At 27.8% G+C, this 15,489-nt stretch carries 15 protein-coding genes; 11 read left to right on the forward strand and 4 right to left on the reverse strand.

The genetic code is table 11. The features are described 5' to 3' along the window. Positions 1-87: 87 nt before the first annotated feature. The 3 genes from EJJ37_RS17015 to EJJ37_RS17025 all read left to right on the forward strand — a co-directional run bounded on the left by EJJ37_RS17015 (position 88) and on the right by EJJ37_RS17025 (position 2,244). Complete coding sequence (locus EJJ37_RS17015; protein ID WP_226891519.1) at positions 88-363, forward strand: hypothetical protein; 276 nt, start codon at positions 88-90, stop codon at positions 361-363. A 358-nt stretch (positions 364-721) separates the two neighbouring features. Then, positions 722-1,921, forward strand: a complete 1,200-nt coding sequence (locus EJJ37_RS17020) for an NADP-dependent isocitrate dehydrogenase (protein ID WP_133016687.1) — start codon at positions 722-724, stop codon at positions 1,919-1,921. Between the two features lie 146 nt (positions 1,922-2,067). Next, positions 2,068-2,244 (forward strand): small, acid-soluble spore protein, alpha/beta type, encoded by a 177-nt coding sequence (locus EJJ37_RS17025; RefSeq protein WP_070098824.1) that lies wholly within the window; start codon positions 2,068-2,070, stop codon positions 2,242-2,244. A 178-nt stretch (positions 2,245-2,422) separates the two neighbouring features. Here the strand turns inward: EJJ37_RS17025 and EJJ37_RS17030 are convergent, their stop codons facing one another. Next, positions 2,423-3,652 carry an aminopeptidase gene (locus EJJ37_RS17030; RefSeq protein ID WP_133016688.1) on the reverse strand — a complete coding sequence of 410 codons (1,230 nt, stop codon included), beginning with the start codon at positions 3,650-3,652 and terminating at the stop codon, positions 2,423-2,425. Between the two features lie 223 nt (positions 3,653-3,875). On the opposite strand from EJJ37_RS17030, the gene glsA reads away from it, so the two are divergent. The 6 genes from glsA (at position 3,876) to EJJ37_RS17060 (ending at position 10,434) form a co-directional block, all read left to right on the forward strand. Next, positions 3,876-4,796 carry a glutaminase A gene (gene glsA, locus EJJ37_RS17035; protein ID WP_133016689.1) on the forward strand — a complete coding sequence of 307 codons (921 nt, stop codon included), beginning with the start codon at positions 3,876-3,878 and terminating at the stop codon, positions 4,794-4,796. Positions 4,797-4,863: 67 nt separating this feature from the next. After that, positions 4,864-7,476, forward strand: coding sequence for a DNA polymerase I (gene polA, locus EJJ37_RS17040; RefSeq protein ID WP_133016690.1), 2,613 nt, complete (start codon positions 4,864-4,866; stop codon positions 7,474-7,476). A gap of 9 nt (positions 7,477-7,485) precedes the next feature. After that, the gene (gene coaE / locus EJJ37_RS17045) at positions 7,486-8,082 is read left to right on the forward strand and encodes a dephospho-CoA kinase (protein WP_133016691.1); all 597 of its coding nucleotides are present in this window, start codon (positions 7,486-7,488) and stop codon (positions 8,080-8,082) included. 24 nt (positions 8,083-8,106) lie between these two features. Further along, complete coding sequence (locus EJJ37_RS17050) at positions 8,107-8,649, forward strand: lytic transglycosylase domain-containing protein (RefSeq protein ID WP_133016692.1); 543 nt, start codon at positions 8,107-8,109, stop codon at positions 8,647-8,649. Positions 8,650-8,769: 120 nt separating this feature from the next. Then, a complete protein-coding gene (locus tag EJJ37_RS17055) occupies positions 8,770-9,558 on the forward strand; it encodes a flavin reductase family protein (protein ID WP_133016693.1) in 789 nt (262 codons plus the stop codon). Between the two features lie 15 nt (positions 9,559-9,573). Beyond that, the gene (locus EJJ37_RS17060; RefSeq protein ID WP_133016694.1) at positions 9,574-10,434 is read left to right on the forward strand and encodes a 50S ribosomal protein L11 methyltransferase; all 861 of its coding nucleotides are present in this window, start codon (positions 9,574-9,576) and stop codon (positions 10,432-10,434) included. A gap of 49 nt (positions 10,435-10,483) precedes the next feature. Here the strand turns inward: EJJ37_RS17060 and EJJ37_RS17065 are convergent, their stop codons facing one another. From EJJ37_RS17065 to EJJ37_RS17075, 3 genes are read right to left on the reverse strand one after another with little or no spacing between them, the layout of a single operon-like run. Then, the gene (locus EJJ37_RS17065) at positions 10,484-11,767 is read right to left on the reverse strand and encodes a D-alanyl-D-alanine carboxypeptidase family protein (RefSeq protein ID WP_133016695.1); all 1,284 of its coding nucleotides are present in this window, start codon (positions 11,765-11,767) and stop codon (positions 10,484-10,486) included. Between the two features lie 44 nt (positions 11,768-11,811). Beyond that, on the reverse strand, positions 11,812-12,537 hold the full coding sequence (locus tag EJJ37_RS17070) for a type 1 glutamine amidotransferase (protein WP_133016696.1): 726 nt from the start codon (positions 12,535-12,537) through the stop codon (positions 11,812-11,814). 14 nt (positions 12,538-12,551) lie between these two features. After that, entirely contained in the window at positions 12,552-13,910 is a 1,359-nt protein-coding gene (locus EJJ37_RS17075; RefSeq protein WP_133016697.1) for a Mur ligase family protein, read from the reverse strand. A gap of 323 nt (positions 13,911-14,233) precedes the next feature. Between EJJ37_RS17075 and EJJ37_RS17080 the strand changes: the two genes are divergently transcribed. Further along, positions 14,234-15,154: an alpha/beta hydrolase gene (locus tag EJJ37_RS17080; protein WP_133016698.1), complete on the forward strand. Its 921-nt coding sequence runs from the start codon at positions 14,234-14,236 to the stop codon at positions 15,152-15,154. Between the two features lie 83 nt (positions 15,155-15,237). Continuing rightward, on the forward strand, positions 15,238-15,489 hold a 252-nt coding region (locus tag EJJ37_RS17085; protein WP_166484819.1), incomplete at its 3' end, for a TspO/MBR family protein.

Genomic DNA, 15,489 nt, shown 5'->3' on the forward strand with positions numbered 1-15,489 from the left:
ATTAATAACTTATATTGCAAAAGTAATTAATAGATAGTATAATGATAACATAAGTTAAATATTATAGTATAAATGAGGTTGAGTTACATGAATAATTTAAAATCTATATTGTGGACGATAGTTGGAATAGGAATTTTTATTGCGATAATTAGATTTTTTATATACCTTTTACCTTTTATTATAGTAGCAGGATTAGTAGCTTATATAATATTTAAGGGTAAAATGGCTTTTGCAAAGAAAAAATATAAGAATGAAGCATATAATTCTTATAATCAAAGTCAAAATCAAAATGTTTATGAAAAAAGTAGTATAGATGATAGTAATGGAGAAGTAATTGATGTAGATTATAAGGAAGTAGATTAATAATATTCCTAAATATTATTAAAAGAAATCACAACTTGTATTTATAATAAAAAGTTAAATAAGATAATAATAGTACTAAACTAGAATACTATAAAATATAAAAAATAAAAAATTCAGTAATGATAAGTTACTGAATTTTTTTTATCTAATAATATATAAAATAAGATTATTCTATGAATAAAATGCAAGAAAAAATAATATTAATTCATAAATTCTTATAAAATTTTATTTTAATATAGGATAAATAGATAAAAATGCAGGAATTTGAATATATTCTATCAAAAAAACTTTAAAACAATAGGAATATATGGTATAATTGTTAATTATATAAATAATTACTAATAAGGGGGCTATATTTATGGAAAAAATTAAAATGACAACTCCATTAGTTGAAATGGATGGAGATGAAATGACTAGGGTTATTTGGAGTATGATAAAAGAGGAGCTATTAAATCCATTTATCGATTTAAAAACTGAATATTATGATTTGGGGATAGAATATAGAAATGAGACTGATGATAAGGTAACAGTTGAAGCTGCAGAGGCTATAAAGAAGTACGGAGTGGGAGTAAAATGTGCTACTATAACTCCAAATGCAGATAGAATAAAAGAATATAATTTAAAAGAAATGTGGAAAAGTCCTAATGGAACTATAAGAGCAATTTTAGATGGAACAGTTTTTAGAGCTCCAATCACAGTTAGTTCAATAAAACCTTTTGTTAGAACATGGGAATCACCAATTACAATAGCTAGACATGCTTATGGTGATATTTATAAAAATGTTGAAATGAAAATTGAAGGAAAAGGAAAAGCGGAATTAGTTTTTACTGATGAAGAGGGAAGAGAAAGTAGAGAAACTATTCATGAGTTTAATGATAGTGGTGTAGTAATGGGAATGCACAATACTAATAAATCTATATCTAGTTTTGCTAGAAGTTGCTATAATTTTGCATTAGATACAAAGCAAGATATATGGTTTGCATCTAAAGATACTATCTCTAAGAAATATGATCATACTTTTAAAGATATTTTTAATGAAATATTTGAGGAAGAATATAAAGAAAAATTTAAAGAAGCTAATATTGAATATTTTTATACATTAATTGATGATGCAGTTGCAAGAGTTATTAAATCTAAGGGTGGATTTATTTGGGCTTGTAAAAATTATGATGGAGATGTTATGAGTGATATGGTTGCAACAGCATTTGGATCTCTTGCAATGATGACATCTGTTTTAGTGTCACCAGAAGGATATTATGAATATGAAGCAGCACATGGAACAGTACAAAGACATTATTATAAACACTTAAAAGGTGAAGAAACTTCAACAAATTCAATGGCAACTATCTTTGCATGGACAGGTGCATTAAGAAAAAGAGGAGAATTGGATGGAAATGATGAATTAGTTGCTTTTGCAGATAAGTTAGAGAAAGCTTCATTACAAACAATTGAAGAGGGAGTAATGACTAAAGATTTAGCAATGCTTACTGATTTGAAAGAAGTTAAAACTGTTAACACATATGAATTTATTAAAGAAATAAGAAATAGATTAGAATAAAATACAGAAAATGGTTACGCCTCCGGGGTCAATCCAATATTTGGATGGACCCCGGAGGCGTAACCATATATTGGATTCTTATTGAGAGCATAATTTGTTATGGAAAGCATAAAATAAGCGTAAAAGTAGCAAAGGAGGGAAGAGGAATGTCACATAAAAATAATAAAAATTCAAAGGATAATAAAAAGTCAGGTCAAAAGACTAAGGCTGAATTACAAAAAATGAGAGTAGAAACTGCTAATGAAGTTGGATACTCTAAGGAATCAAGAAAATTAGGTAAAGACCAACCAAGACCAGATAGTGCTCAAAAGATAGGGCAATAATATGGTAATTAAATTTTGGTAATGATAATATTAAACTTTAAAAATACATAGTGAATATTAAAAAAGGAGTGTTTAGCAAGAAACACTCCTTTCGCTTAATATATTAAACTATGAAATTAATATAAAAATTATATAAAATTATATATAATTTATATACAAATCAGGTTGCTTTTAATTTTTAAAATGCCCAATTTCCGTTAGAGAAAATTTTAATAGTTTCTCCATTTTTATTAATACCAGTGATTTCAAGATCGCTAGTTCCAATCATAAAGTCAACATGAATAACTGAATTGTTAACACCTATTTTTTCTAGTTCTTCTTCAGAATATTTATCTGCATCTTTTACACAAGACTCATAAGCTCTACCAAAAGCTAAGTGACAAGCTGCATTTTCATCGAATAATGTGTTAAAGAATATTAGTTTTGAGTTAGAAATAGGTGAGTCATAAGGAACAAAAGCAACTTCTCCTAGATACTTAGCACCTTCATCACTATCAAGCATTTGCTTTAATACATCATAACCAGTTTCAGCAGTAAAATCTACAGCTTTACCATCTTTAAAAGTAATAGAGAAATTATCTATTAAATTTCCACCATAGCTTAATGGTTTAGAAGAGTAAACTACACCATTAACTCCTGTTTTTTTAGGTAAAGTAAAGACTTCTTCAGTTGGCATATTTGCATTAAAAGGTATTCCTTTAACGTCACCTTCAGAACCACCAGCCCAAATATGACCTTCTGGAAGTTCGATGTTTAAATCAGTTCCGTTTGAAGATTTTAAATGTACACTTTTAAAGTTATTATCATTCATAAATTTAATTTTTTCTTCTAAGTAAGCATTATGTTTTTCCCAAGCGGTTACTGGATTTTCAGTATCAACTCTTACTGTTTTAAATATAACATTCCATAAAGATTCCATAGCCTCTTCATCACTTACATTAGGGAATACTTTTTTAGCCCATGAAAGTGTAGGAACTGATAACACGCACCAACGACATTTATTAGACATAGAGTTATCATAATATTCTTTTAAAGCTGTAGTTCTAGCTTTTTGAGATGTACCTATTTTATCAACTGAAACACCTTTTAATCCATCAGGATCACTTGCAGCTATTGAAATAAAACAAGCGCCTTGTCTAGCATAATAATTATATCCTTCAGCCATCCAAGCAGGATAATCAGCGATAGTTTCTAAAGAACTATTTTCTAATTTTATTTTAGTTAGTTGTTGATCACCATAATGTACAACTACATCTTTAGCACCAGCTTTATAAGCTTCTTCAGCAATAAGTCTAGCAAACTCTGCAGTTTCAATTGGTGAAGTAATAACTAATATATTATCTTTTTGAATATTAACTCCTGTATTTACAGCTAACTCAGCATATTTTTTTAATAAATTTTTATCCATATATAGCCCTCCTACATTGTTTATTATAGTAAATTATACCACATATTTATATGAATTAAATAAGTTTAATATATACTTTAATTATTTGTAGTAATTATATTATTTATTATTTCTTATAAAAAAGATTATAATTTACATTTTTAATGGGGGAATAAACTTGTAAGAAAGCATAAAAATAACTATAATTATTACTACATATATAATATGAAAAGGAAGAGAACGAATGAAAAATTTATTAATTAACTTAGTAGAAAAAAATAAAAAATATACACAAGATGGTAAACTTGCATCATATATACCAGCTCTTTTAAAAGCAAATAGCGAAGATTTAGGGCTATGTGTATATGATATAAAAAACAATGAAGAATACTGGGCTGGAGAAAGTGATGTTAAGTTCACTATTCAAAGTATTTCAAAGGTTGTTAGTTTAATAATTGCACTTAATGATAATGGTAGGGAAAACGTATTTAAAAAAGTAAATGTTGAGCCAACAGGAATGGGATTTAATAGTATAGTAAACTTAGAAATAAGAAATCAAGATAGACCATATAATCCAATGATTAATGCTGGAGCTATAGTAACAACATCTCTTATTTTTGGTGAAAATGAAGAGCATAAATTACAAAGAATACTAAACTTTTTAAGAAGAGCAACTAATAATCCTACAATAGATATAAATAGAGAAATATATGAAAGTGAAAAAGCAACAGGAGATAGAAATAGATCATTAGCCTACTTTATGAAAAGTTCTAATATATTAGAAGGAAACGTAGAAGAAGTATTAGACCTTTATTTTAAACAATGTTCAATTGAAGCTACAGCTAAGGATTTAGCAAGATTTTCAGCTGTAATTGCAAATGATGGAATAGCACCTTGGAATGATGAAGTTTTAGTTTCAAGAGAAATTTGTAGAATAGTTAAAACAATAATGGTTACTTGCGGAATGTATGATGCATCAGGAGAATTTGCAGTACATGTTGGAGTTCCAGCAAAATCAGGAGTTGGAGGAGGAATAATTGCTACAGTTCCTAGAAGGTTTGGAATAGGTATATATGGTCCAGCTTTAGATAGTAAAGGAAATAGTATTGGTGGAATACATATATTAAAAGATTTATCTGAAGAATTAGAACTTAGTATATTTTAATGTAAATATGTTATAATTACTAAATAATAGTTAAAAAAATATATAAAGAGAAACACTGGAGGAAAGAATGGAAAGATTACTGATTTTAGATTCAAACAGTTTACTTAATAGAGCATTTTATGCAATACCACCATTAACAAATAGTGAAGGAATTCATACTAATGCAGTTTATGGATTTACAAATATGCTATTTAAAATGAAGGAAGAAATAAAGCCAGATTACATAGTTGCAGCTTTTGATAGAAAAGCTCCAACATTTAGACATAAAGAATATGAAGATTATAAAGCTGGTAGAAAAAAGATGCCTCCAGAATTAGCAGAACAATTTCCACTTATTAAAGAAGTGCTTAACTTATTAGCAATTAATATTTATGAAATAGATGGATTTGAGGCAGATGATATAATAGGAACATTAGCTAAGTTTGCTGAAAGTAATGGAATTGAAGTTTTCATAGTAACAGGAGATAGAGATGCTCTTCAACTTGCTACTGATAATATTAAAGTAGTAATTACTAAAAAAGGTGTTACAGAAACAGCTGTATATAATAGAGAAGCTTTTGAGGCTGAATTTGGTGTTACACCGACTCAATATATAGATGTAAAAGGTCTTATGGGAGATAAGTCAGATAATATTCCAGGAGTACCAGGGGTAGGAGAGAAGACAGCATTTAAACTTATTTCAACTTATGGTTCTATGGAAGGAGTACTTTCACATATTGATGAAATAAGTGGTAAAAAACTTAAGGAAAACTTAGAAACTTATAGTGAACAAGCAATTTTCAGTAAAAAGCTTGCTACAATTATGACTGAAGTTCCTATAGAATTTGACTTAGAAGATATTAAAAGCCAAGAAAACTATAATAGAGAAGAACTTAAGAAATTATTCTTTAAACTTCAAATGAAATCTTTACTAGCAAAATTACCTGGTGAAGATGTTGAAGAGGAAGAAGAAGTGGCAAAAGTAGAGATTAATGAAGTAAATACATTAGATGGTCTAAAAGAAGCTTTAAAAGAAAAAGAAAATATTGCTTTTATAGCATATAGTACATCTAACGCAAATCTTTATTCTAAAATTGAATTAGATAAATTATATTTAAACTATGGAGAGAAAGTTAGTCTAATTGATTTTAAAATAATAACTATGGAGAATCCAACTGAGGCTATAAATACATTAAAGACTTTTATGGAAAATGAGAAGATAGCTAAAGTAATACATGATGGTAAAAACTTAGTAACTATACTAACTAAAATGAATATCGAAATAAAAGAATTCATATTTGATACTGTAGTAGCTGCTTATCTTATAGATTCTGCTAAAAGTAATTATCCTTTAGAAACTTTAATTAATGAATATTTAATGAAGGAAGTTAAAGGAGAAAATGAAGAGTTAATTTGTAATGCTATTTCACATATGAAGGAGCTTTACGAATATTTAAAAGAAAGAATCAATAAAGAGGGAATGGATGAGCTTTATTATGAAGTTGAACATCCACTTATAAGTATTTTATCAAGTATGGAAGCGATAGGATTTAAAGTAAATAGAGAAAAACTTGATGAACTTGCTATTAAATTTAAAGAAGAAATATCTACAACAGAGAAAGAAATATATGAACTTTGTGAAGAGGAATTTAACATAAGTTCACCAAAGCAATTAGGGAAAATACTTTTTGAAAAATTAGATTTACCAGTAATTAAAAAGACTAAAACAGGATATTCAACTAATGCAGAAGTATTAGAAAAGCTAATGGATAAACATCCTGTTATAGAAAAAATTATTTACTATAGACAAATAACAAAACTTAATTCTACATATGTAGAAGGTCTTAAGAATGTTATAGATGAAGATGGAGCTATTCATTCAAGCTTTAATCAAACTGTTACTACAACAGGTAGATTATCAAGTACAGAGCCAAATCTTCAAAATATACCTGTTAAATATGAAATGGGTAGAGAGATAAGAAAAGTATTTATACCGAAAGAAAGCACAGATGTTTTATTATCTTGTGACTATTCTCAAATAGAACTTAGAGTACTTGCACATATGTCAGATGATAAAAATATGATAGATGCATTTAATCACCATAGTGATATTCATACTAAAACTGCATCAGAAGTATTTAAGGTGCCAGTTGATGAAGTTACATCTCTTATGAGAAGTAGAGCTAAGGCCGTTAACTTTGGTATAGTATATGGAATTAGTGACTTTAGCCTTTCTCAAGACTTAAAAATAACTAAAAAAGAAGCTTCAGAATATATGGAAATATATTTTGATAGATACCCAAAAATTAAAGGATATTTAGAAAGTGTTAAAGAAGAGGCTAAGGAAAAAGGTTATGTTTTAACTGTTTTAAACAGAAGAAGATTTATACCAGAAATAAAATCTTCAAATAAAATTGTTAAAGCACTTGGGGAAAGATTAGCTATGAATGCACCAATTCAAGGAAGTGCAGCAGATATTATTAAATTAGCTATGGTTAAGGTTTATAATAGATTAAAGAAAGAAAATTTAAACAGTGAAATGATTCTTCAAGTACACGATGAACTTATTTTAAATGTTAAAGAAAATGAGTTAGAAGTTGTTAAAGAATTAGTAAAAGAAGAGATGGAAAATGTACTAAAGATGTCAGTTACATTAGAAGTTGATACAAATATAGGTAATACATGGTATGATGCAAAATAGGGGGTAAATATGATTAAGATAGGATTAACAGGAGGAATAGGGTCAGGAAAAAGTACCGTATCATTTATGTTAAAGGAAGCTGGATTTAATATAATAGATGCAGATGTAATAGCTAGAGATGTACTTGTTAAATATCCAGAAATATTAGAAAGAGTTAAAGTGGAATTTGGATCAGGATTCTTTGATTGGAGAGGTGATTTCCGAAGAAAGGAATTTGGAAACCATATATTTAGATTTCCTAAACAAAGAAAAAAATATGAAGAGATAATATTACCATATATAAAAAGAGAAATATATGAGAATATAGATAAATTAGAAAAGAAAAAAGCGGATTTTGTTATTGTAGATGCACCTACATTAATAGAGAATGATTTGCATAAAGATATGGATTATGTTATCTTAGTTTGGGTAGATAATAATACGCAAATTCAAAGAGTAAGATCAAGAGATACATTATCGAGAGATGAGGCTATAAATAGAATTAATGCTCAAATGCCTTTAGATAGGAAAAAAGATTTTTCTAATATAATTATAGAAAATAATGATACTTTATCTAAGACTAAAGAGCAAGTTGACTTACTAATAGAGTTTTTAAAGTCTATTTAATCTATTTAAAAGTAGGGAGAGGGAATGAAGTTTAAAAAAATTATAATATGGCTTATAGTTGCCATTGTGATTTTAGTTGGTGGAAAGTATAGTATCAAAAAGTATCTATATCCATACAAGTATCGAGAAATAGTAGATAAATATAGCTATGAATACAATTTAGACCCATTTTTAGTTTTAGCAGTTATAAAGACAGAGAGTAATTTTAATACAGATGCTGAATCAAGTAAGGGAGCTAAAGGGTTAATGCAGATTATGGATTCCACTGGAGAATGGATTGGAAGCAAGTTAGAAGTTGATAATTTTAATACTAATATGCTTTATGAACCCGAAATTAATATTGAATTTGGATGTTGGTATTTAAATAACTTGCTAAAAGAGTTTGGCGATTTAAGTTTAGCATTAGCAGCTTACAATGGTGGAAGTGGTAATGTAACAAAATGGCTTAATGATCCAGAGTATTCAAGTGATGGAGAAAACTTAACATACATTCCTTTTAAAGAAACGAAAAAGTATGTTGATAAGGTTAGCACACGATATAATGTTTATAAATTTCTTTATGAGTAAAAGGAAGCCTAAAGAGGCTTCTTTTTTTCAGTTGTTACTTGTCATTGTATAAATTACTTCTCAATTTATACGTAATTGTGTTATAATCGTTAAGATAATTTTGAAAAGGTGTGAAATAATATGAAAGAAAAGGTAGAGTTTAAAGGTAGCGTAGTTTTAAACCCGGCACCAGTTGTTTTAATAACATCTAAAAATAAAGAAGGAAAAGAAAATGTTTTTACAGTGGGATGGATTGGAACAGTTTGTACGAAACCACCTATGTTATCAATATCTATTAGGCCAGAAAGGCTATCTTATGAATATATAAAAGAAACTATGGAGTTTACAGTTAACTTACCAAGTACAAAGATGACAAGAGCTGTTGACTATTGTGGAGTAAGACCAGGTCGTAAGTTTGATAAGATAAAAGAAATGAATTTTACAATGAGAGAAGGAAGCAATGTTAATGTTTCATATATAGATGAATGTCCTGTTTCTATAGAGTGTAAAGTAAAAAGTATAATTCCTCTTGGAACTCATGATCTGTTTATTGCAGATGTAGTTGGTTCCCATATAGATAAAGAATTAATAGATGAAAAAGGGAAAATACACTTTGAGGAAGCTGATTTAATTACATATTGTCATGGTGAATATTTTAAAATGGATACCGAAGCTTTAGGTAAGTTTGGATATTCTGTAGCTAAAAATCCTGTAGTTAAAGAGAAAAGTAAAAAAGAAAGTACTAAGAAAGATATTAGTTCAGATAGTAAAAAGAAAGCTAAAGAAAAATCTAATACTAGTAGTAGAGCAGATAAGGTTTCTAAAAAAAGTTTTAAGAATAAAAAGAATGATAAAAATAAAGGTAAGAAAAATTTTAGTACAAAGAAAAGTACTAAGAGTATAAATAAAAAAGCAAGTAAAACTAAATAAGGAAAGGTTGATTTTATGTTTATAATTTCTTATAAATTACCATATGAAAAGTTAGATGCTACAATTGAACTTCTAGCTATAAATGATATATATAATGTTTTTTATGAAAATCCATTAGAAATAACAACAGATAATTATGGATATGGATATTTAGAGAAAGAGGATGAAGAAATAATTCTTAAGGTTGCTTTTGAAGGTGAAAAAGAAGGATTAGATGAGTTTAAAGATAATTTAAAAGCAATTTTAAAAATGGATTACATAAATGTTGAAGAAAATAATTATGATTATACTACATATGATTTTCCAGCAATACATTTAGATGAAAAATATGTTATAGCAAGTCCAGATGAAGAGTTTGAAGGGAAAACAAAAATTAATTTCATTTCACAAGGGGCTTTTGGTACTGGATTGCATGAAACAACTCAAGACATATTAAAATTAATTTTAAATACATTAGATATGAAAGAAAAGTCAGTATTAGATATTGGAACAGGTTCAGGAATATTATCTATTGCAGCTTCTATGGCAGGGGCTTCAAAGGTTGTAGCTGTTGATATAAGAGACGTTGAAGATGAAGTAATGCTAAATGCCTCATTAAATAATTTAAACAATATAGAAGCTGTTATTGGGAATATATTAGATGATGAGACTTTAGTTAAGGATAATTTTGATTGGATATTCATAAACATTGGAGGCGAAGAAACTAAAATGTTTATGAAGTATATAAAAGAGCATTTAAATGATAATGGCAATATATTAGTTTCAGGACTTGTTGAATGGAGTTTTGATGAGGTTAAGGAAAATATAGAAAGTTACGGTTTTAAGCTTATAAGCAAGCATCAAACTAATGAGTGGGTTACTGCAGTTTTTAATTAATATTTTATAAAAAAATGCTATGCAAATTTTAAATTTGCATAGCATTTTTTTAGTATCTAGAATATCTACGTCTTCTATTTCTTCTACGTCTCTTTGAATTGATTATTAATTTAATTACAACAAATATTAATACTATTATTAATATTGTTATTAATAAAGCAAGAGCATATACTCCAATGTTAGCTTTTAATATTTGTCCTACACTTAAAGTGATAGAACCTTTAACTGTTTCACTATGATTTCCAGCAGTGAAAGTTAAATCAACATTATTATCTGAAGCTACTTTCCAAGCATCTAATTCATTAGATGGAACTTCAATTTTAGCATTTTTATCATTAAAGTCATTCTTGTAGTATTCAACATCTTGATCTAATATAACTGGTGCAGTTATAGTTTTTATAGGTCCGAAGAATTTAAATAATTTATAATTTAAATCTACAGTTGAAATTTCGTCTCCAGTTGATTTATAAGTTGTTTTTTGGGCATCATAGCTATAGTTTGCAACGGATTCAGTATCATGGAATACATTCATTCCATCAGCCCCATATTCAGAACCAAGTACTACAGTAATTAAATTTCTACCATTTCTATTATAGAATCCTACAAAGCAATGACCAGCTTGAGTTTCGTTACCAGTTTTACCACCAATATTACCATCTACACCAAGAATTTTATTTCTTGTTTCAATATAGATTTTTTTACCATCTAGTGTAACAGAAGTTTTATCTATTCCACTAGCTTCTCTTACCCAATCATTTTGAAAAGCTGCTTTAGCAATAAGAGCTAAATCATAAGCAGTAGTAACATTATGATTGTTAGGATCTGTTTCTAATCCGTTTGGACTAACGAAGTGAGTGTTTACAGCACCAAGTTCTTGGGCTCTTTGATTCATTAGTGCACAAAAAGCATCAACAGAGCCAGCAACAGATTCAGCCATCATTACAGCAGCATCATTTGCTGAATATACCATTACAGCATCCATAACTTCATCTGCAGTTAAAGTATCACCAGCTTTAGCTGTGTTACCGATAAAATTAGTTAATGAAGTTTCAGTAACAGCAGCAGATACATCAGTATAAGAAATTATATCGCTTTTATTTTTGTTTTCTGCAAAAAGTAAAGATGTTAATAACTTTGTTGTACTAGCTGGTGAACGTTGAACATCAGCATTTTTAGAGTAAATTATTTCACCAGTATCCATATCCATTGTTATAGCAGAAGCTCCTATTATTTGAGGTTCTGTAGCGGCAAATGCATTAGTTGTATTAAAAAATGGTGCTACTAAAGTTAAGCAAATAACTAACGTTAGTGCTCTAAAAAATTTTTTTGACATAAATCTCCCCGTCCTTCTTTATAAGTAAATAATTTTTAAATTTTTTATTTAGTATTTAATCTAGTAATCATAACTTCTTTAGCTTTTAGTTCTAAGCTATCATCTAGTTTCTCTAATGCCACCTCTGAATATTTAATTTCAAGTGCCATTTTAATAAATCTATCTGCAAGTTCAGGGTTTTTTGCTAAAAGTGAACCATGGAAGTAAGTGCAGTAAGTATTTTTATAGATACATCCTTCATAGCCATCAGAACCATTATTTCCATATCCGTGTATGCATTTACCTAATGGTTTAAGACCATTAAGGTAAGTCCTACCAGAGTGGTTTTCAAAGCCAACATAAGTTTCATTGAAGTCTTCATTGTATATTACAGTATCTCCAATAAATCTAGTATCACCGGCTTCTGTATATATATCTAGAATACCTAAACCTTCAATTCTTTCACCGTTTGGAGCAGTATAATATTTTCCTAGTAATTGATAACCACCACAAATAGCTATTAAAACCTTACTATCATTGATATATCTAGATAATTCTTCTTTTTTATTGTTCATTAAATCATCAGAAACTATTGATTGCTCATAGTCTTGACCACCACCGAAGAATACAATGTCATATTCATCAGCATTAAATTCATCGTTTAAAGAAACATTTACTATATTAACCGTAATTCCACGTTCTTCAGCTCTATGTTTTAAAATTAATATGTTACCCACATCTCCATAAACATTTAAAAGATCTGGATAAAGATGACAAATATTTAATTCCATAAGCTCCTCCTATATTACCAAAGGTTTTTAATATATCCTTTAGAGTGTAGATACTTTCTATAGTTTATCATTGCAGTATAAGTAGCTAAAATATACAGCTTTTTATTTTTACCATTTCTAATTTTAGCTGTTAAATTTTCATAATCTTCCTCAATGATAAGCTTTGAAGATGCTATACCAGCAGTTTTAAGTCTTACTGCCATATCAAAAGCTCTAAGTCCAGATACATATACTTCATCTAAATCAGCATCTTTTAAATTTTCAAAATTAACATCCCAGATCCAAGATACATCTCTACCATCTGCATAATTATCATTAAGTAGGAATGCACATGAGAAAGAATCTTTATTAAGACATAAAGTGTCTAATGCCTGATTATATCCAGCAGGATTTTTAACAAGTATAATTTTAACTTCTTTATCATCGATGTTTATTATTTCTTGTCTTCCAAAACTAGAACTTTGACTTTCTAAAGATTTTTTTATTGTACTGTTATCAACATTAAGTTCCTTTGCAATAGAATAAGCACAAAGAGCATTATAAATATTATAAACTCCAGATTGTCCAAGATAAATCTCAGTATCTCCAAACTTTACAGTTGAACTTTCAGCTGTTAGCTCTAGAATTTCATCTACACCATATTTTATTGATGGATGAGTATAACCACAGCCTGTACAGTAGTAATCACCTAAATGATTATATGTAACAAAATTATAACTATAAGGAGTTTTGCAGAATTTACAGAATTTTGAGTCTGCATTTACATCTATAGTTTTATTTTCATTTATTGGAGTTTTAAATCCATAGAAAATTAATTCATTTTTAACATCTAATTTTCCAAGAAGAGACTCGTCTCCATTAAGAACAAGCTTACTTTCAGGAACAAGAGTTATACCTTCTAAAATTTTAGTTAATGTAGTATATACTTCCCCATATCTGTCAAGCTGATCTCTGAAAAGATTAGTAACTGTTATTATTTCAGGAGTAATATATTTTGTAATATATTTTAAATTCGCTTCGTCTACTTCAATAATTGCATATTTATTTTCATCTTTGTTGAAAAATTTATAGTTCTCTACAAATGTAGTAACTATACCAGGGTAAAGATTTGCACCTGTATTGTTAGTTATAACAGAATATCCTTTTTCTTTAATGATGTTATAAATCATGCTTGTAGTAGTAGTTTTACCATTAGTCCCTGTAACTAAAACTACTTTATATCCCTTAGAAACTTTAGCTAATATATTGCTATCTAGCTTTAAAGCTACTCTCCCAGGAAAAGTAGTTCCACCTTTTAAAATGGTTTTAGTAAGAAATAATGTGAATTTTGTTGCTAATATACTTAGAATTGACTTAATACTAATTTCCTTCACCACCTACAATAATTTATTTACATTATTAACAATAATATTGAAATATAAACATTTAATAGCAAAGATTAAATTATAGTGAATATTATTCAATATTCATTTTAATTTTTAACATATCTCCTTTAAATGACATATCAATACTAAAATAGTATAACACAAAGTTACGCTTTAACAAATCCATCTTTGTATTATATTTGAGCTAAATTAAAAATTTTTAATAAAAAAAGTTAAATTGTAAAAAAATAATTAAAAACATCAGTTTATAATTGACACTATTAAAGTATAGAGTAATAATATAAGAAAAAACTGAAAAGAGGAAAATAGTTTTGGAGAGATTTTGTTTTATAGATACAGAGGGAAAAGAAATTAAGTGTTATAAATGGACTACAACTCAAAAGGTAAAAGGAGTAGTACAAATTGTTCATGGTATGACGGAATATGCTTTAAGATATGATTATTTTGCAAAGAAGCTGTGTGAAAATGGATATATTGTTTATTCTCATGATCAAAGAGGACATGGAGAAACATCAATAGAGGATGAAGAAAGAGGTTATATCGCTGATAATGAAGGCTTTGATATTTTAGTTGAAGATGTTAAAGAGTTAACAGATATAATAAAAGAAGAAAATCCTAACATACCTATAATATTGTTTGCACATAGTATGGGTTCATTTGTTACTCAAAGATACATAGAATTATATGGAGATAAAATTAATGGAGTAATTTTATCAGGAACTAATGGTAGACCAGATAAAATTACTAAACTTGGAATTTTGATTTCGAAAATTGAAATTATGTTAAGAGGAAGAAAAGCAAAAAGTAAATTAATGGATAAATTATCATTTGGGAATTTTAATTCTAATTTTAAACCAAATAGGACAGGTTATGATTGGTTGTGTTCAGTAGAAGAAGAAGTGGATAAGTATATGGAAAGCAGTATGTGTGGCTTTATTTGTACAACATCATTTTATTATGATTTAATTAGAGGGTTATGGAAAATAAATAAAAGAGAAAATTTAGAAAAAATACCTAAAAATTTACCAATATTTATTTTTGCAGGTGATAAAGACCCTGTAGGTAAGTTTGGAAAGGGTATAATTAGATTGTATAATGATTATAAAGAATTGGGAATATCAGATTTAAAATATAAATTATACAAAAATGGAAGACATGAAATGTTAAATGAAAAAAATAAAGATGAAGTTATTCAAGATTTAATAGAATGGATTAATGATAAAGTTAAGTAATATATAAACAGTTAATGATAGGTAAACATTATTTCTTATTATGAAACATATATTTTAATTAGTAATAATAAGAGGTGATGAAAATGAAAAAGAAAGTGAAAGTAAAAAAAGCTCCTAAGGGAAAAAGAAAAAATATTATTAAAGAAATATTTTCTGTAAACAATAAGTTCGACTTTAAGGGGTTGTTAAAGAATATTTTAATAGCTGTTGGTGGAGGACTACTAGTAGGATTTATTACAAGAAATTCAATAAATGTTTATGATACATTGAAAAAAAGTTTCTTGACGCCTCCTAATAGTGTTTTTCAAATAGTATGGCTTGTATTGTATACAGTA

The sequence above is a fragment of the Clostridium cuniculi genome (assembly GCF_004353185.1).
Lineage (GTDB): Bacteria > Bacillota > Clostridia > Clostridiales > Clostridiaceae > Clostridium > Clostridium cuniculi.